Origin of the sequence: Brevibacterium sp. NPDC056726, assembly GCF_042790515.1 — a bacterium.
In the GTDB taxonomy this organism is placed as follows: domain Bacteria; phylum Actinomycetota; class Actinomycetes; order Actinomycetales; family Brevibacteriaceae; genus Brevibacterium; species Brevibacterium sanguinis.
This window is the reverse complement of sequence record NZ_JBHTYZ010000007.1, coordinates 49923-67851: the sequence shown is the minus strand read 5'-3', so window position 1 is coordinate 67851 and position 17929 is coordinate 49923. Positions and strand designations below refer to the sequence as shown.

The window sequence follows — 17929 nt, the reverse complement described above, 5'->3', positions numbered from 1 at the left end:
TGCGATACGGGCGAGTAGATTTCACTCCACACCTCGAACGAGGCGGGGCGCACCGCGACCGCGGTCGCCTCAGGCGGTCGCACTCCGGCCGCCGCCCCAGAGCACTACCCGGGCGGAGGATCTCCGCTCCGGCGGGAGGAACCATGCCACGCACATTGGCCGAGAAGGTCTGGGCCGATCACGTCGTCTCCCCAGGTCAGGACGGCGCACCCGACCTCATCTACATCGACCTCCACCTCGTCCACGAGGTGACGAGTCCGCAGGCGTTCGACGGACTCCGACTCGCCGGGCGCCCCGTGCGCCGCCCCGACCTCACGATCGCCACCGAGGACCACAACACGCCGACGTGGGACATCGACAAGCCGATCGCCGAACCGACCTCGCGCACGCAGATCGAGACCCTGCGGAAGAACGCGGAGGAGTTCGGCATCCGCCTCCACAGCCTCGGCGACGCCGATCAGGGCATCGTCCACGTCGTCGGACCGCAGCTCGGCCTCACGCAGCCGGGCACGACCGTCGTCTGCGGCGACTCGCACACCTCGACCCACGGCGCGTTCGGGGCGCTCGCCTTCGGCATCGGCACCTCCGAGGTCGAGCACGTCCTCGCGACGCAGACGCTCAGCCTCAAGCCGTTCAAGACGATGTCGATCACCGTCGACGGCCAGCTGCCGCCGGGCTCGACGGCCAAGGACATCATCCTCGCGATCATCGCGAAGATCGGCACCGGCGGCGGTCAGGGCTACGTCCTCGAATACCGCGGCGAGGCGGTCCGGTCCCTGTCGATGGAGGCCCGGATGACGATCTGCAACATGTCGATCGAGGCCGGGGCCAGGGCGGGCATGGTCGCCCCCGACGAGACGACCTTCGAGTACGTCAAGGGCCGTCCGCACGCCCCTGAGGGCGTGGAATGGGATGAGGCGGTCGCGTACTGGAAGACCCTCTACACCGATGAGGACGCGACCTTCGACGCCGAGGTGGTCCTCGAGGCCGCCGACATCGAGCCCTTCGTCACGTGGGGGACGAACCCCGGTCAGGGCCTGCCGCTGTCGGCGAACGTGCCCGCGCCCGAGGACTTCGCCGACGAGAACGACAAGATCGCCGCCGCCAACGCCCTGGCCTACATGGGCCTGACCCCGGGCACGCCGCTGCGCGACATCGCCGTCGACACCGTCTTCCTCGGCTCGTGCACGAACTCCCGCATCGAGGATCTCCGGGCCGCCGCCGAGGTGGTGCGCGGCCGGAAGAAGGCCGATTCCGTGCGCTTCATGGTCGTCCCCGGCTCCGCCAAGGTGCGTCTCGAAGCCGAAGCCGAGGGCCTCGACCGGATCTTCAAGGACTTCGGCGCCGAATGGCGCTTCGCCGGCTGCTCGATGTGCCTGGGCATGAACCCCGACCAGCTCGCCGAAGGGGAGCGCTGCGCCTCGACGTCGAACCGCAACTTCGAGGGCCGGCAGGGCAAGGGCGGGCGCACGCACCTCGTGTCCCCGCTCGTCGCCGCGGCCACCGCGGTGCGCGGCACGCTGTCCTCGCCCGCCGACGTCGAGGACCTGCCCCGCGATGCCGAGCCCGTGCCCTGGGACGACCGTCCCACCCTCACCCTGACCCCCACCTCGGCGACCGCGTAAGGAGCAGCCATGGAAGCCTTCACGACCCACACCGGCGTCGGCGTGCCCCTGCGCCGCTCGAACGTCGACACCGACCAGATCATCCCCGCGAAGTTCCTCAAGCGGGTGACCCGCACGGGATTCGAGGACGCCCTCTTCTCCCGGTGGCGCACGGCCGAGGACTTCGTCCTCAACGACCCCGACTACGCCTCCGGGTCCGTCCTCGTCGCCGGCCCCGACTTTGGCACCGGATCCTCGCGCGAACACGCCGTGTGGGCGCTCAAGGACTACGGGTTCCGGGTCGTCCTCTCCTCTCGCTTCGGCGACATCTTCCGCGGCAACTCCGGCAAGGAGGGTCTCCTCGCCGCACAGCTCGAGCAGGCCGACATCGAGATCATCTGGAAGATCATCGAGAACCATCCGGGCACCCCGATCAGCGTCGACCTGCGTGAGAAGACCGTCACCTGCGACACGGTCACCGTCCCGTTCCAGATCGACGACTACACGCGCTGGCGGCTGCTCGAGGGCCACGACGACATCAGCCTCACCCTGGCCAAGGAGGACGAGATCGCGGCATTCGAGGCCAGGCGTCCCGTCCACAAGCCGCGCACCCTGCCCGCGAAGGTCTGAGGCCGGGTCGCACGGTCGTCTGCGCTAGTCTTGGACGAGTCCGAGGACAGCCGGCGGAGAACCGTCGCTGGAGTCCGCGGACGAGTCCGGAAAGCGACCAGGGGAGGAACATGCTCGAAGTCCGCGGCGGAAATCCGCTCGGGGGAACCGTGCGGGTCAGGGGCGCGAAGAACCTCGTGCCGAAGGCCATGGTCGCCTCCCTCCTCGGGGAGACCCCGTCCGTGCTCCGCGGCGTCCCGCAGATCCGCGACGTCGAGATCGTCACGGGACTCCTCGAGCTCCACGGAGTCAGTGTCACCCCGGGACCGGACGGCGCGCACGCCGACGGCGAGCTGCGCCTCGACCCCTCCCAGGTCGCGCAGGGCTCGATCGTCGACATCGACGCCCACGCCGGCTCCTCGCGGATACCGATCCTCTTCTGCGGACCCCTCCTCCACAGCCTCGGGCAGGCGTTCATCCCCGACCTCGGCGGCTGCCACATCGGGGACCGTCCCATCAACTTCCACCTCGATGTGCTCCGGCAGTTCGGCGCCGAGGTGGACAAGACGGCCGGCGGCATCATGCTCACGACGAAGCGCCGCCTCCAGGGCACGAAGGTCGAACTCCCGTACCCGTCGGTCGGGGCGACCGAGCAGGTGCTGCTCACGGCGGTGCGCGCCGAGGGCGTGACCGAGCTGCGCAACGCCGCGATCGAACCCGAGATCATGGACCTCATCGCACTGCTGCAGAAGATGGGCGCGATCATCACCGTCGACACCGACCGGGTCGTGCGCATCGAGGGCGTCGACACCCTCCACGGCTTCATCCACCGGGCGCTGCCGGACCGCAACGAGACCGCCTCGTGGGCCTCCGCGGCCCTGGCGACCGGCGGGGACATCTTCGTCGAGGGCGCCTCGCAGCCGGAGATGATCACGTTCCTCAACATCTTCCGCAAGATCGGCGGCGAGTTCGAGGTCGACGAGTCCGGCATCCGCTTCCGGCATCCCGGCGGCAGGCTCGCCTCGTTCGCCCTCGAGACCGACGTCCACCCCGGCTTCATGACCGACTGGCAGCAGCCGCTCGTCGTCGCGATGACCCAGGCCGAGGGCCTGTCGATCATCCACGAGACCGTCTACGAGAACCGCTTCGGCTTCACCCACGCCCTCGTCGAGATGGGGGCGAGGATCCAGCTCTACCGCGAATGCCTCGGCGGCACCCCATGCCGGTTCGGGCGCCGCAACTACGCGCATTCGGCCGTCGTCTCCGGGCCCGTCGACCTCAAGGGCACCCGCATCGACGTCCCCGACCTGCGCGGGGGCTTCAGCCACCTCATCGCGGCACTGGCCGCACAGGGGCGCAGCGAGGTCCACGGGATCGAGCTCATCAACCGCGGGTACGAGAACTTCCTCGACAAGCTGCTCGGACTCGGCGCCGAGGTCTCCGCATGAGCGCGACCGGCGGGGATGCACCCGGCGGCCACATCGTCTCCTTCGCACCCGGCGACGTCCGCTCCCAGCGGCGGGTCGCCTTCGTCGTCGCCTCCGCCGCGTACGGGCTCTTCCGCCTGACCTCGAAGATCCGCATCGAGAACCCCGGATACCTGCCGGAGAAGACCGGGGCCATCGTCGCGGCTTACCACGCCAACCACCTCGACCCCATCCTCGTCGGCCTCGGCCTGTGGCGCAGCGGCAAGCTGCCGCACTTCCTCGCGAAGTCGACGCTGTTCTCCGGCCCCCTGGGCATCGTCCTCAAGGGACTCGGTCAGATCCCCGTGCTGCGCGCCTCGGCGCAGGCCGGCGACTCCCTCGAGTACGCGAAGGACGCGCTGGCGAAGGGGGAGATCGTCGTCATCTACCCCGAGGGCACGCTGACGAAGGACGAGCACTTCTGGCCCCAGCACTTCAAGTCCGGGACCGCCCGGCTGGCCCTCGAGACGGGTGCCCCCATCATCCCGGCCGCCCACTGGGGGCTCGAGGACGTCAAACCGCGCGGCACGCTGAGACCGCGCTTCCGCCCGCTCACCCACACCTCCGTGGTGCGGTTCGGGCCGCCGATCGACTACCAGGATCTCTGGGAGCACAGGGAAGAGAAGAGTTCGATGACAGCGCTGACGAAGCGATTGACCGACACCATCGCGGGCATGGTCGCCGACCTCTCCGGCCGTGAGCTGCCAGCCCGCTTCCGCACCGAGGAGGCCGATTCGTGAGCGCGCCCAAGATCGCCGTGCTCGGCGCCGGATCGTGGGGGACGACGTACGCCGCCGTCATCGCCGATGCCGGGTTCCCCGTCACCCTCTGGGCTCGTCGCGCCGAGACCGCCGAGGAGATCACCACCGCCCACACGAACGCCCGGTACCTCGGCGACCGGGTGCTGCCCGAGCTCATCACCGCGACGACCGACGACATCGCGGCCGTCACCGGGGCGGACATCGTCATCCTCGCCGTGCCCGCGCAGACCCTGCGCGACAACCTCAGCCGGTGGAGGGACCACCTGAGCGATGGGGCGATCCTCGTCAGCCTCATGAAGGGCATCGAGGTCGAGACGGGCAAGCGGATGTCGGAGGTCATCGCCGAAGTGACCGGCATCGCCGAGGGTCGGATCGCCGTCGTGTCCGGACCCAACCTCGCGAAGGAGATCGCCGACCGACAGCCGACCGCGACCGTCGTCGCCGCCTCGGACATCGCCACCGCCGAGGCGGTCGCCGAGATCAGCGCGAACGCGTACTTCCGTCCGTACACGAACACCGACGTCGTCGGCGTCGAGATGGGCGGGGCCGTGAAGAACGTCATCGCCCTGGCCGTGGGCATCGCCGACGGGCAGCGCCTCGGCGACAACTCGAAGGCCTCGATCATCACCCGCGGACTCGCCGAGACCTCCCGACTGGCCGCGGCGATGGGCGCCGAGGCGCACACCCTGTCCGGACTCGCCGGACTCGGCGACCTCGTCGCCACCTGCGCGTCCCCGCTCTCGCGCAATCGCACCTTCGGCCGCCACCTCGGCGAGGGGATGAGCCTCGAGGAGACGATCGCGCACACCGAGCAGACCGCAGAAGGCGTGAAGTCCTCTCCCGCGGTGCTCGCCCTCGGTCGCCGCTACGGTGTCGACCTGCCGATCACCGAGGCGGTCAGCGCGGTTCTCGCCGGGCGTCTGCGGGTTGACGAACTCGCCGCTTTGCTGTTGTCTCGGAAGCGTAAGCACGAAGGCCCGCCGGCCTGAGGCCGTCACGGCTGCCGATCGATCCCCACGAGCCCAAGGAGCACCCATGAGCGTCAACTCACCGTTCTTCAACCTTCCCGAGCTTCCGACCTTCGAGATCACGAGCACCGACATCGAGAACGGGGCGGCCCTCCCGGCCCCGCAGGCCTCCGGCATCATGGGCGTGCCCGGCGGTGAGGACAAGTCCCCGCAGCTGTCGTGGTCGGGCTTCCCCGCGGAGACGAAGGCGTTCGCCGTGACCTGCTACGACCCCGACGCCCCGACCGGCTCCGGATTCTGGCACTGGGCCGTCATCGACCTCGACGCCTCGGTGACCTCCCTGCCCACCGACGCCGGCAACCCGGAGGCCGACCTCCTGCCCGCCGGCGCCGTGACCCTGCCCAACGACGCCGGTCAGCCCCGTTTCGTCGGCGCCGCCCCGCCCGAGGGACACGGACCCCACCGCTACTACTTCATCGTCACTGCACTCTCCGAGCCGCTCGGCATCGACGCCTCCTCGACGCCGGCGTTCGCCGGCTTCAACATGTACTTCAAGGGCATCGGCCGCGCGTGGCTCGAATGCACATACGAGGCCGACTGAGCTAGAGTTTCCCAGTCCCCGCACGCTCGGGCGTGCGGGGACGATGAGTTCCATCCCCGATCAAGGACCGATATGTCAGACACCGATCACCGGCCGCTCGTCGCAGTTCTCTTCGGAGGACGCTCGAGTGAACACTCCGTCAGCTGCGTCACGGCGGCAGGGGTGATCAGCGCCATCGACGACGAGGCCTACCGGGTCCTGCCGATCGGCATCACGAAGTCGGGGGTGTGGCGCATCGTCGACGACTGGGCCGAGATGCACTTCGACCCGGAGAACATGCCCGAGGTCACCGACAACGGCACAGAGATCATTCCCCGCGTCTCCGCGGTCGGGGCCCCGCTACTCCAGCGCGACGCCGACGGCACGGTCACCGAACTCGAGACCGTCGACGTCTTCTTCCCCGTCCTCCACGGCCAGTACGGCGAGGACGGGACCCTGCAGGGGCTCTTCGAGCTCAGCGACACCGCGTTCGTCGGCTCCGGGGTCTTCTCCTCGGCCGCGAGCATGGACAAGCACTACACGAAGACCCTGCTCGCCCACGCCGGCATCCCCACCTGCCCGTGGGAGCTCGTCACCGAGACGATGTGGCAGACCGACCGGGCCGATGTCGAATCCCGGGTGGCGGCCCTGACCTTCCCCGTCTTCGTCAAGCCCGCCCGCGCCGGCTCCTCGATGGGCGTCAGCCGCGTCGCCGGTCCCGACGGCCTCGAGGCGGCTCTGCTCGAGGCGTTCGCCCATGACACGAAGGTCATCGTCGAACCGCAGGTCATCGGCCGGGAGATCGAATGCGCGGTGCTCGGCTCCCTCTTCGACGCCGAGGTGCGCACCTCCTACCCCGGGGAGATCGAAGTCTCCGGCGACCACGACTTCTACGACTTCAACGCGAAGTACCTCGACCTCGCCGATGCGCAGCTGAGCTGCCCGGCCCGGGTCGACGAGGCGACGACGGCACGCATCCGGGAGCTCTCGGCCGCGGTGTTCCGGCTCTTCGACTGCACGGGGCTCGCCCGCGTCGACACGTTCGTCACGGACTCCGGTGAGGTCATCATCAACGAACTCAACACGCTGCCCGGGTTCACCCCCACCTCGGCGTACCCGTTCATGTGGGCGAACTCCGGGATCGACTACCCGAGCCTGGTGAGCGAACTCATCAGCATCGCCCTCATCGACCACGCCCGCCGCACGCGGGACTGACGCTCAGGTGGTCTGACCCTCGCCGGGGTCGGGGGAACCGACGCTCAGGGGGTCGGGCCGGGGGAGACCTCGACGCCGGAGTCACCGGGCGGGGTGCTCGGCTGACCGGGGATCTCACCGACATCCTCGGCGCCGACGCACTGGTCCTGGGCCTCGAAGACCTGCATGGCCGGCGAGACGGTGGCGAGCACATCGGAGCCCGACGCGAGCTTGCGGTTGACGAGGACCTCGACGGCGGGGGTCCGTCCGTAGCTCGTGAACACCCACGTGTCGTCGTCCTCCCCGCCCTTGGAGATCCAGTCGACGCCGCTGACGCTCACGCACTGGTCCGTCGTCGGACCGGGCGGGGTGACGCCGCAGCGGACGACGGCGACGTTGGGATCGCCCCACGCCTTCGTGCCCTGCGAGGAGGTGTCGCGCACCTGCTGGCCGTCGAGTTCGTCGGGCAGGCGGAGCATGATGTCCGCGCACTGCGGGTTCGCCGCATCCGCCGCGGGTTCGACGACGACCGTGCGGGCGCAGCCGGACAGGGCGATGCCGAGCACGGGAAGGGCGAGGGTCACGGCGGCCGCGGAGCGCAGCACGGGCGAGCTGGACTGAGCCTGCGAGCCGGGCGACCGGCGAAGGAACGAACGCATGGAACTACCGTATCGTCCCTATAGGGTTGGATGTATGCCACAACTGTCCGAACTCGGCGAAGCGGACGTGCTCGACCGCCTTCTCGCCCACAGACGCGCAGGTGCCGTCGAGATCGTCGGCCCAGGCGACGATGCCGCCGTGACGAATCTCACGGGCCGGCTCGTCTCGACTGCCGACATGCTCGTCGAGAACGAGGACTTCACGCGCACGTGGCTGGACTGGCACGCCCTCGGCGTCAAAGCCGCCGCCCAGAACCTCGCCGACGTGTGCGCGATGGGGGCCCTCCCGCACGGACTCCTCGTCTCCCTCGCCGTCCCCGACACCACCGAGGTGGCCGACCTCGAAGCGCTCTTCCAGGGCATCGTCGCCGAAGCCGACCGGGCCGGGCAGGCGCTTCGGACCGCGGTGCCCGTCATCGGCGGCGACCTCTCGTCCTCGGGTCTCATCGTCGTCGCGATCACCGCGCTCGGGTCCGCCGAGGCCGGTCACGCGATCACCCGGGCCGGGGCCAGGCCCGGTGACGGCATCTGGCTCGCCGGCACCCTCGGTCGCGCCGCCGCCGGCCTCGACCTGCTCTTCGCCGGGGCCCGCCCGGGCGAGCTGCCCGGCGAGCTGACCGCCCTCATCGAGACTCAGCTCGCCCCGCAGCCGGACTACGCGGCGATCGCCGCGCTCATCGCCGCCGGGCGTGCGGGGGGCCCGGTCGCCTCGGCGATGATCGACGCCTCCGACGGTCTGAGCACCGACCTCGGTCGGATCGCGAAGGCCTCCGGGGTGCACGCCGACCTCGACCGGGCCGCCCTCGACCCGCTCCTCGCCCCGCTGCTGCCGGCCGCGGAGTACGTCATCGCCGCACAGGCGGCAAACGGGGAGGCGGAGAGCGCACAGTCCTGGTCCGACGCCGAGGCGCTGGCCCTCCACTGGGTCCTCGACGGCGGGGAGGACCACGGCTTCGTCGCGTCGGCGGCCGACCCCGGTCCTGACCCGGTAGGCTGGCGGAGGATCGGTGAGATGCAGGCAGGCAGCGGGGTCAGCCTCGACGGCGCACCCGTGCCGACGAGCGGCTTCAGCCATTTCGGGAAGTGACGGACGATGGACGTGGGACCCAATCCGGCCATCGGGCTCAACGGACGCCTCGCCGCCAGGTGGGCGCGGCGCGCCGTCGACCGGCTGCGCCGTGAGCGCGCCGAGATCGACGAACTCAACGTCTTCCCCGTCCCCGACGGCGACACGGGGACGAACATGTACCAGACCCTGCGTGCGGCCTACCGGGCCGTCGAGGAGCTGACCGGACCGGTCACCCTGCCCGAGGTCGTCAAGGCGATGGCCGCCGGGGCCGAACGCGGTGCCCGCGGCAACTCCGGCCTCATCCTCTCCGTCGCCCTCCAGGGAGTCGCCGACGCCCTCGACGGGGTGACCGTCGCGACGCCCGAAGCGCTCGCCTTCGCCCTCGAACTCGCCTCCCACAGGGCCCGACAGGCCGTGGCCCGGCCCGTCGACGGAACGATGCTCACGGTCCTCGACGCGATGGCGACCGAAGCCCGCGAACAGGCCGACGACGGAGCCGCCCTCGTCGACCTCATCTCCGCCGTGCGCATGCGCTCCCGCGACGCCCTGCGCGAGACGACCGGTCAGCTCTCCGTGCTCCGCGAGGCCGAGGTCGTCGACGCGGGATCGACGGGCATCGTCGAACTCTTCGACCTCCTCTACGCGACCGTCTCCGGCCGCACGAGCCAGGGGTCGATGATCGGGGAGGTCGCGAAGGCGCCCCGCATCGTCCACGAGGCCCGTGCCGAGGAGCTCGAGATCGTCGCGGTCCTCGGACGCACCCCTTCAGGCGACCTCGCCGAGGCGCTCGAGGGGCTCGGCGGCACGTCGATCGTCATCAACGGGGTCAAGGTCCACGTCCACGTCGCCGACGAGACCGCGGCCGCGGCCGTCCTCGACCTCCTCGGCGAGGACGGCATCGCCCGCCTCGACATGGAGGATCTGCGACTCCACGAGGAGGCGGGGGAGACGGCGCTCATCGCGCTCGTCCGCGGCACCGGTCTCCAACTCCACTGTGCCCTCAACGGCGCCACGGTCCTCGACCCGACTGTCGTCGATCCCGAGGCCGTGCCCGGCATGGGCCGGGGGACCGGGCCGAACCTGCTTGCGACCGCCGTGGCCGAGGTCGTCGCAAGCGAGGAGCGCGACGTCATCGTCATCCCCAGCTCGTCCGGGGCGCTCTCGGCACTGGCGGGGCTGCGCGGCAGCGCGCACCTCGTCCGCTCCCGCAACGTCGCCACCCTGCTCTCGGCGCTCGCCGTCTACGACCCGTTCGCCCCGGTCGGGGAGATCTTCGCCGACATGACCGATGCGGCGGCGGGCACCCGGATGGGCACGATCGTCTCCGCCGAACAGCTCGAGATCCATGCCGTCACCGGCGCCCTCAACGTCGTCGACGAGGACTCCGCGGGGGCGCATCCCTCGCAGTTCTACCGCGTCGTCATCGACGGGAAGGCGAAGTCGCAGAGCACGGAGCTCTCCACGCTCGTCGTCAAGCTCGCCGACCGCCTCCTCGGCGCCGGAGGGGAGCTGCTCACCGTCGTCCACGGACCCGGATGCTCCACCGAGGTGCTCTCCCACCTGCGAGAATGGCTGCGGAAATCACATGACCACGTCCGCCTCCAGGAGATCGACTCCCGGGACCGGGCGACCCTGCTCATCATGGGAGTCGAATGAGCGCACGGCTTGCGGACTACTTCTCCAAACGGGACCTCACGGGCCTGAAGAAGCGGGGGGTCACCTCGGTGACGGATCTCCTCCGGTTCTTCCCCAGGCGATTCCTCGTGCCCGGGGAGAAGACGCCGCTCGGCGAGCTGCCGCTGGGGGAGACCGCGATCATCCAGGCCGAGGTGCTCTCCGTCGACACCCGGCGGATGCGGCAGCGGCGGGGGACGATCACCGACGTCATCGTCCACGACGGGAAGCGGTCGATGAAGATCGCGTTCTTCAACCAGCAGTGGCTCGACGCGCAGCTGACCCCCGGCCTCGTCGTCGTCTTCGCGGGCAAGGTCGAGGAGTACCGGGGGCAGCTCACCCTCGGCTCTCCGGTGTGGCTCAATCGGGACGAGCACGACACGAAGTGGACGCCTGAGGACCTCAACTCGCCGTTCCCCATCTACCCCCGGGTCAAGGGGATCGCGCAGACGCGGCTGTGGAAGGCGATCAAGGTCCTCCTCGACGTCGCCGGGCCCGAGGAGTTCGAGGATCCGCTGCCCCGGGCCCTGCGGGAGACGTACGGGCTGCCGGATCTGCGCACTGCATTGAACGACATGCACCGGCCGACGACGACGGCGGCGACCGAACGGGCGAACCTGCGGTGGAAGTGGGAGGAGGCGCTCGCCCTGCAGACCGAGCTCGTCTCCCGGCGGGTGGCCTACGAGCAGTTCGAGGCGACCCCGCTGCTGCGGGTCGGCGAACGATCCCGGCGCTTCGACGACGACCTGCCGTTCGCGCTCACGGCCTCCCAGGAGCGGGTCGGACAGGAGATCGCCGGGGACCTCGCGCAGACGACGGCGATGCACCGCCTCCTCCACGGCGATGTCGGCTCGGGCAAGACGGTCGTGGCGCTGCGGGCGATGCTCATGGCCGTCGACTCGGGGGCGCAGGCGGCGATGCTCGCCCCCACCGAGGTGTTGGCCTCCCAGCACTTCGCGTCGATCGAGAAGCTCCTCGGCGAGCAGATGGCGCTGTCCCCGCTGCTCTCCGGCGATGACCAGGTGCGGGTCGCCCTGCTCACCGGGTCGATGCCGGCCAGGGAGCGCAAGCAGCTCGCCCTCGATCTGGCGACGGGCCAGATCGACATCGTCGTCGGCACGCATGCGCTGCTGTCGGACTCGACGATGTTCGACAGCCTCGGCCTTATCGTCGTCGACGAGCAGCACCGCTTCGGCGTCGAGCAGCGGGAGGCGCTGCGGGCCAAGGGCGGGATGACGGTGCCGCACACCCTCGTCATGTCCGCGACCCCGATCCCGCGGACCGTGGCGATGACGGTCTTCGCCGACCTCGACGTCTCGACGCTCGAGGAGATGCCGGCCGGCATCAAACACATCACCACGCATGCGGTGTCACTGAGCGATCATCCGCACTGGATGTCGCGGATCCTCGAACTCGTCCGGCAGGCCGCCGACGCGGACAAGGGCACGTTCGTCGTCTTCCCCCGCATCGAACCGAGTGACATCGAGAACGCGGAGACCGGGGAGGTGACAGGGGTCCGCCCGGGCATCGAGGAGTTCCTCGAGACCCTCAAGGCCGCTCCCGAACTCGCCGGTCAGCGCTTCGGTCTCCTCCACGGGCGGATGTCGACGGCGGAGAAGGACGAGGTCATGCACGCTTTCGCGACCGGCCGGATCGACATCCTCGTCTCGACGACCGTCATCGAGGTCGGCGTCGACGTGCCGCGGGCGACGATGATGGTCGTCGCCGAGGCGGACCGCTTCGGCATCGCCCAGCTCCACCAGCTCCGGGGCCGGGTCGGGCGTGACGGATCGGAGGCGATGTGCTTCCTGCTCACCGACCTGTCGGAGGCCGATGAGAGCTTCGACCGGCTGCGCACGGTCGCCGGAACCCTCGACGGGTTCGCGCTCGCCGAGTACGATCTCGATCTGCGCGGTGAGGGCGACGTGCTCGGGGCTTCGCAGTGGGGCGGGTCGTCGCTGCACCATCTCTCGGTGCTCCGCGACACCCATATCCTCACCGCCGCCCGCGCCGAGGCGGAGAGGATCGTCGACTTCGACCCGTTCCTCGAGGACATGCCGGCGCTGCGGGCGTTCCGCCAGCGGGTGCTGCCTGCGGACTCCGCACATTTCATTGAGGCAAACTGAGTATCTGAACTGTCCGCATCCGGACTGTCACCATCCGGACCGACAGTTTCCGGACCGATTGAGGAGGGCGCTATGAGGATCATCGCGGGAGCGCACAAGGGATCGCGGCTCGTCACCCCGGGCGGCAACGCCACGCGACCGACCTCCGACCGGGTCAAGGAGTCGCTGTTCTCGATGCTCGAAGGCTACGGGGTGCTTCAGGCCGCCAACGTCCTCGACCTCTTCGCGGGCTCCGGCGGGCTCGGGTTCGAGGCGATGTCGCGGGGCGCGGCGCAGGTCGTCTTCGTCGATTCGTCCCTCGCCTCGATCCGGGCGCTCGAGGCGAACGCGGACAAGCTCGGCATCGGACATTCGACGGCGGTGAGCAGCGCCGATGTCGTCCAGTTCCTCGGCACCCTGCCCGATCCGGCCCATCCCGAGGCCCGGGTCTTCGACCTCGTCTTCATGGACCCGCCCTACCCGCTCGGGGAGGACGCGGTGACGCAGGTGCTCAGTCGGCTGCGCAGCCACCTCGACGAGGAGTCGATCGTCGTCATCGAACGCTCGTCCCGGGCACCGGAGCCGACGATGCCCGAGGGCCTCGAGGTCTTCCGCTCGAAGACCTTCGGCGAGACGGCGCTGCATTTCGCCCAGCTCGAAGTCGACGCCGGCGCCTGACCGGCGAATTACGCCCTCAACCGACAAATACGCCGTTAGCTAACCGCGTATTTGCCGGTTCACCGCGTCGGAGAGAGTGGGGCGGCTCAGAGCACGCTCGAGAGGAACGATTTCGTCCGCTCGTGGCTCGGGTCGTTGAAGATGAGGTCGGGCGGACCCTCCTCGAGGACGAGTCCGCCGTCGAACATCATCACCCGGTCCGAGACCTCACGGGCGAACTGCATCTCGTGGGTGACGAGGAGCATCGTGATGTCCGTGGTCTCGGCGATGTCGCGGAGCACGGCGAGGACGTCGCCGACGAGTTCCGGGTCGAGGGCCGAGGTCACCTCGTCGAGGAGGAGGATCTCCGGGCTCATCGCCAGCGCGCGGGCGATCGCGACGCGCTGCTGCTGCCCGCCGGAGAGGCGGCTCGGATGCTCATCGGCCTTCTCCGAGAGCCCGACCCGCTCGAGCAGCGACTTCGCCTCGGCGACGGCCTCCTCCTTCGACTTCCCGAGCACATGGACGGGGGCTTCGATGATGTTCTCGATGACCGTCATGTTGGGGAAGAGGTTGAACTGCTGGAAGACCATGCCGATGCGCGTCGTCATCTGCCGCGTCGTCTTCTTCGGCAGCTCGACCCGTTTGCCGTCGCGCTCGGCGAAGGTCAGCGGCTGACCGTCGATGTAGATGTACCCGCCGGTGAGCTCCTCGAGGGTCATGACGAGGCGGAGGATCGTCGTCTTGCCCGACCCGCTGGGGCCGATGAGGGTGACGCGCTCTCCTGGGGCGACGGTGAAGTTGAGATCCTTGAGCACCGTCGTCGTTCCGAACCGCTTCTCCACATCCCGGAACTCGATCGCCGGTGCCCCGGCGGTGGTGTCGATGTGCGGGGACGGGGTGGTGTCAGTAGGTGGCAAGGCGCCGCTCCAATCGTTGGATGAGGAGGGAGGTCGGGTAACTGGCGGCGAGGAAGATGAGGCCGGCCAGGGTGAAGGCTTCCGTGTACGCGAACTTCGAGGCGCCGAACTGCTGCGCCGAGGTGACGAGTTCGACGACGGAGAGCGCGAAGAGGAACGGGGTGTCCTTGAACATCGCGACCGCGTAGTTGCCGAGCGACGGGATCGTCGCCCGCAGCGCCTGCGGAAGGATGACCGCGGTGAAGGTGCGCACCGGGGGCAGGGAGAGGGCGATGGCTGCCTCCCGCTGGCCGGGTGGGACCGCGTCGATGCCGGCCCGGTAGCTCTCCGACATGTACGTCGCATAGTGGATGCCGATGACCGCGGAGCCGATCGCGAGCGCCGGAATGCTCGCGAGCGCCGGGATCTCGGCGAACCCGGTGTAGACGAAGACGAGCTGGACGACGAGCGGGGTGTTGCGGACGAACGCGACGAACAGACGCACGACCCAATTGATCCAGCGCGGCAGGGAGCGGATCGCCACGGCGAGGATGAGGCCGAGGATGACGGCGATGATCGTGCCGACGACGGTGGCGATGAGCGTGTTGACGAAGCCGCGCAGGAGGATCGGCAGAGCCTCGGCGGCGAACTCCCAGTTCCAGTTCACAGCGGCCCTCCGGATCTGACGGTGCCCGCGCTCTGCCCGGCGGCGGTCTGCGGGCCGCCCACCTGGGTGGCGCCGACGCGGGCCTCCCGTCGGGCGGCCCGGCGGTCGGTGCGCGAATTCGGGCGCCGCCTGCCGAGGCGCTTGACGGCCCGGCGTTCGAGGAAGTTCATGAACTCCTGGAGCAGCCAGGCGATGACGAAGTAGATCAGGAGGCCGACGGAGTACGCGAAGAACGTGTCGTTCGTCGACATCCGCAGCTGGCCGATCTTGTCATTGAGGTCCGAGAGCGTGATGAAGGAGACGACCGCGGTGCCCTTGAGGAGCTGGATGAGCAGGGTCGCGAGGGAGGGGATCATCAGCGCCCACGCCTGCGGGAAGATCACCCGCAGCATCCGCCTGGCCGGGGAGAGGCTGAGCGCGATCGCCGCCTCCCATTGGCCCCTGGGCACGGTCGCGATCGACGACCGGACCACCTCGGCGGAATAGGCACCGTAGTTGAGCGCCAGCGCGCCGATGCCGCAGAGCATCGGGTCGAGTTGGACGTCGAAGAGCGGGAGGACGTAGAAGAGCCAGAAGAGCTGCACGAGCAGGGACGTGCCGCGGAAGAACTCGACGATGATCTGGGCCGGGATCCGCAGCCAGCCGTGCGCCGAGGTCATCGCGAGTCCGAGGACGATCGCGATGACCAGGGCGCCGGCGGCTCCGGCGACCGTGAGGATGAGTGTGACCTGGATTCCCTCCCACACCTGCGGGAGGAAGTCGAGGAGTGCTGTGAACTTGTCGGTCATGAGGTGCGGTCGGGGTCAGGAGCTCGCAGTCGGCAGTTCGCCCTTGCACAGCTGATCGGTGGTGATCGAACCGTCGGGGCGCTCCGCCGCGGTGAAACCGTACTGGCCGACGATGTCGAGGTACGCCTGCTCGTCGCCGACGATCTTGTCGAGCTCCTCGTTCCACGCATCGCGCAGCTCGGTGTCGTCGGAGCGGAAGACCGTGGCACCGGCGCCGATCTGGGGCACGCCGTCGATCTCCTGGACGAAGGACTCGCTGACCTCGACGTCGGCGTCAGGTGAGTTCTGGGCCATCCAGTTGAGCGAGATCCCGGTGAGGGCGAAGACATCGGCCCGGCCCGTCGTCACGGCGTCCATGCCGTCCTGCGGGGTGCCGACCTGCTGGGCCTCGATGCCGAGCTGCTTGGCGTAGTCGGACTCGATGGCGCCGGTCATCGTCGCGAGCTTGAGGCCCTTGGCCTTGACGTCGTCGAGGTTGGTCAGGCCCTCGCCGGCGCCCTTCTTCGTCATCAGAGCTGTCGTGTACATGAACTCGGGGTTGCCGAAGGCGGCCTGCTCGCAGCGATCGGGGAGGATCGACATGCCCGCGGAGATCGCATTGAAGCGGTCGGCGTTGAGCCCGGGGATGAGGGAACCGAACTCCGTGTTGACGCCGTCGAGGTTCTCGACGCCGAGGTTGGAGAAGACCTCGCGGGCGAGCGCGACGCTCGCCCCTTGGAGTTCCCCGCCCTCTTCGAAGCTGTACGGGGCCTCACCGGCGAAGCCCACGGTGATCTCGCCGTCGTCGATGGCCTGCTGGAGCGTGCTCTTGTCCGAGTCGCTTCCGCCGCACGCGCCCAGGGTCAGGGTGAGTGCAAGGATCGATGTCGCTGCGGCGAGTCCTTTCATGACGGTCATGACAGGTCCTTTCTCAGAACGTTGTGACGTGCATCTCAGCGTCCATTCAATCCCGTGTCTGTCCGGATGTCACACTGTCTGACAAAGTTATATCCTTGTGACATGAGCCACCCGCGCACGTCCGAGCTGCCCGTGCTGCGCAGAGTCGTGCGTTCATCGACGATCGATCTCGTCGCCGAGGAGATCCGCAACGCGATCTACCGCGGCAGTCTGCTGCCGGGGCAGTCGATCAGCGAGGTGCGCACCGCGGAGCTCCTCGGCGTCTCCCGCCCCTCCCTGCGCGAAGCGCTGCAGCGCCTCGTCAGCGAAGGCAGCGTCAGTCATGCGCCGGGGCGCGGAGCCTGGGTCAAGCGGATGGAGGCCGCCGACATCGACGACGTCTATGCCGTGCGGGAGGCGATCGAAGTCCAGGCGGCCCGCCTCATCATCCGCGGGAACCGACGGACGGCGCTCATCGACGACGCGCTCGCCGATCTCGAGGCGGCCATCGACGGCAATGTCGCGCGCGCCATCGGCGACGCCGACCTCGACTTCCATCACGCGATCGTCGCGTGCTCGGGCTCGCCGAGGCTGGGCTCCCTCATGCAGGCATCGATGGTCCACACCCGCCTGCTCTCACTGTCGGCCCCTGACGGCTACGAGGTCCGCTGCGACCTCGTCGACGTCCACCGCAGGCTTGCCGAGGCGATCGCCGCTGGCGACGAAGGCGCAGCCGTCGAGCTCATCGGCAGGATCTCCGCCGAAGCCGTCGCCCGCCTCCACCATGAGAAGTCCGACCCCGAGCCCGTCGTCGTCCGCGGGGAGGGCTCCGCCGCCGGCGATGACCAGTGGTCGAGCCTGCGGGATACGATGAGGCCATGACCGCCTCGCCGACCTCGTTTCCCGCCCGCTTCCGGGTGCTCGTCGGCGAAGCCATTGTCGTCCTCCTCATCGCCATCGCCGTCGTCATCGTCCTCGTCCGCCCGTCCGTCGGGTCATCGACGGTCATCGTCGCGTGGTTCGGTCTCCTCTTCGGCACGAGCGCGGTGGCGGCCTCGCTCGGCCTGGGGGTCGTCATCGCCCGCACCGCCCTGCCGCTGACGACCGTCATGCGCCTGGGCTGGCTGGGTCTCGTCGGACTCAGCGCCGCCCTGCTCTCGGTGCTCACGATGAGCGTGCTGGCCACCTCGGCGGGGGACGGGTCACCGCAGCTGGCGGTGAAGTTCCAGGCCGTGCATTCCCTCATCTTCTGCGGGGCCATGCTCGTCACCGGCGCCGTGTGGCACGCGTGGCTCATCCAGCGCGAGCGCGGACTGCCGTTCGGACGGCATGCGGACTGACCGCGCCGCGACG

Annotated in this window: 18 protein-coding genes; 13 read left to right on the top strand and 5 right to left on the bottom strand. The window is 69.4% G+C overall.

All coding sequences use genetic code 11. The annotated features are described in order from the left end of the window. Positions 1-143: 143 nt before the first annotated feature. From leuC to ACFQ91_RS15220, 7 genes are all read left to right on the top strand, one after another. Entirely contained in the window at positions 144-1625 is a 1482-nt protein-coding gene (leuC, locus tag ACFQ91_RS15250) for a 3-isopropylmalate dehydratase large subunit (RefSeq protein WP_198499185.1), read from the top strand. Positions 1626-1634: 9 nt separating this feature from the next. Further along, positions 1635-2234, top strand: a complete 600-nt coding sequence (gene leuD, locus ACFQ91_RS15245; RefSeq protein WP_198499184.1) for a 3-isopropylmalate dehydratase small subunit — start codon at positions 1635-1637, stop codon at positions 2232-2234. Positions 2235-2344: 110 nt separating this feature from the next. Then, a complete protein-coding gene (gene murA / locus ACFQ91_RS15240; protein ID WP_198499183.1) occupies positions 2345-3661 on the top strand; it encodes a UDP-N-acetylglucosamine 1-carboxyvinyltransferase in 1317 nt (438 codons plus the stop codon). Continuing rightward, positions 3658-4419, top strand: coding sequence for a 1-acyl-sn-glycerol-3-phosphate acyltransferase (locus tag ACFQ91_RS15235; RefSeq protein WP_198499182.1), 762 nt, complete (start codon positions 3658-3660; stop codon positions 4417-4419). Before murA ends, ACFQ91_RS15235 begins: the two co-directional genes overlap by 4 nt. Continuing rightward, complete coding sequence (locus ACFQ91_RS15230; protein WP_198499181.1) at positions 4416-5429, top strand: NAD(P)H-dependent glycerol-3-phosphate dehydrogenase; 1014 nt, start codon at positions 4416-4418, stop codon at positions 5427-5429. The genes ACFQ91_RS15235 and ACFQ91_RS15230 overlap by 4 nt, the downstream gene beginning before the upstream one ends. Before the next feature lie 46 nt (positions 5430-5475). Beyond that, positions 5476-6009, top strand: coding sequence for a YbhB/YbcL family Raf kinase inhibitor-like protein (locus tag ACFQ91_RS15225; RefSeq protein WP_198499180.1), 534 nt, complete (start codon positions 5476-5478; stop codon positions 6007-6009). 72 nt (positions 6010-6081) lie between these two features. Continuing rightward, the gene (locus ACFQ91_RS15220) at positions 6082-7203 is read left to right on the top strand and encodes a D-alanine--D-alanine ligase family protein (RefSeq protein ID WP_198499179.1); all 1122 of its coding nucleotides are present in this window, start codon (positions 6082-6084) and stop codon (positions 7201-7203) included. 44 nt (positions 7204-7247) lie between these two features. Here the strand turns inward: ACFQ91_RS15220 and ACFQ91_RS15215 are convergent, their stop codons facing one another. Further along, entirely contained in the window at positions 7248-7841 is a 594-nt protein-coding gene (locus tag ACFQ91_RS15215) for a DUF3515 domain-containing protein (RefSeq protein ID WP_198499178.1), read from the bottom strand. A 34-nt stretch (positions 7842-7875) separates the two neighbouring features. Here ACFQ91_RS15215 and thiL point away from each other — a divergent pair, with 34 nt between their 5' ends. From thiL to rsmD, 4 genes are all read left to right on the top strand, one after another. Next, positions 7876-8928: a thiamine-phosphate kinase gene (thiL, locus tag ACFQ91_RS15210; protein WP_198499177.1), complete on the top strand. Its 1053-nt coding sequence runs from the start codon at positions 7876-7878 to the stop codon at positions 8926-8928. Between the two features lie 6 nt (positions 8929-8934). Further along, entirely contained in the window at positions 8935-10566 is a 1632-nt protein-coding gene (locus tag ACFQ91_RS15205; protein ID WP_198499176.1) for a DAK2 domain-containing protein, read from the top strand. Beyond that, entirely contained in the window at positions 10563-12710 is a 2148-nt protein-coding gene (locus ACFQ91_RS15200) for an ATP-dependent DNA helicase RecG (protein ID WP_198499175.1), read from the top strand. The genes ACFQ91_RS15205 and ACFQ91_RS15200 overlap by 4 nt, the downstream gene beginning before the upstream one ends. A 72-nt stretch (positions 12711-12782) precedes the next feature. Next, entirely contained in the window at positions 12783-13367 is a 585-nt protein-coding gene (gene rsmD / locus ACFQ91_RS15195; protein ID WP_198499174.1) for a 16S rRNA (guanine(966)-N(2))-methyltransferase RsmD, read from the top strand. An 86-nt stretch (positions 13368-13453) separates the two neighbouring features. On the opposite strand, the gene ehuA is transcribed toward rsmD, so the two are convergent. The 4 genes from ehuA to ACFQ91_RS15175 are packed head-to-tail and all read right to left on the bottom strand — an operon-like array spanning position 13454 to position 16597. Then, on the bottom strand, positions 13454-14266 hold the full coding sequence (gene ehuA / locus ACFQ91_RS15190) for an ectoine/hydroxyectoine ABC transporter ATP-binding protein EhuA (protein ID WP_198499173.1): 813 nt from the start codon (positions 14264-14266) through the stop codon (positions 13454-13456). After that, positions 14253-14912: an ectoine/hydroxyectoine ABC transporter permease subunit EhuD gene (gene ehuD / locus ACFQ91_RS15185; protein WP_198499172.1), complete on the bottom strand. Its 660-nt coding sequence runs from the start codon at positions 14910-14912 to the stop codon at positions 14253-14255. The genes ehuA and ehuD overlap by 14 nt, the downstream gene beginning before the upstream one ends. Then, positions 14909-15700: an ectoine/hydroxyectoine ABC transporter permease subunit EhuC gene (gene ehuC / locus ACFQ91_RS15180; RefSeq protein ID WP_344251677.1), complete on the bottom strand. Its 792-nt coding sequence runs from the start codon at positions 15698-15700 to the stop codon at positions 14909-14911. Before ehuC ends, ehuD begins: the two co-directional genes overlap by 4 nt. A gap of 15 nt (positions 15701-15715) precedes the next feature. After that, positions 15716-16597 (bottom strand): transporter substrate-binding domain-containing protein, encoded by an 882-nt coding sequence (locus ACFQ91_RS15175; protein WP_344251678.1) that lies wholly within the window; start codon positions 16595-16597, stop codon positions 15716-15718. A 102-nt stretch (positions 16598-16699) separates the two neighbouring features. Here ACFQ91_RS15175 and ACFQ91_RS15170 point away from each other — a divergent pair, with 102 nt between their 5' ends. Together ACFQ91_RS15170 and ACFQ91_RS15165 are read left to right on the top strand one after the other, a co-directional pair. Beyond that, a complete protein-coding gene (locus ACFQ91_RS15170; RefSeq protein WP_344251679.1) occupies positions 16700-17458 on the top strand; it encodes a GntR family transcriptional regulator in 759 nt (252 codons plus the stop codon). Continuing rightward, entirely contained in the window at positions 17455-17916 is a 462-nt protein-coding gene (locus tag ACFQ91_RS15165; protein ID WP_344251680.1) for a hypothetical protein, read from the top strand. The genes ACFQ91_RS15170 and ACFQ91_RS15165 overlap by 4 nt, the downstream gene beginning before the upstream one ends. The last annotated feature ends 13 nt before the right edge of the window (positions 17917-17929 follow it).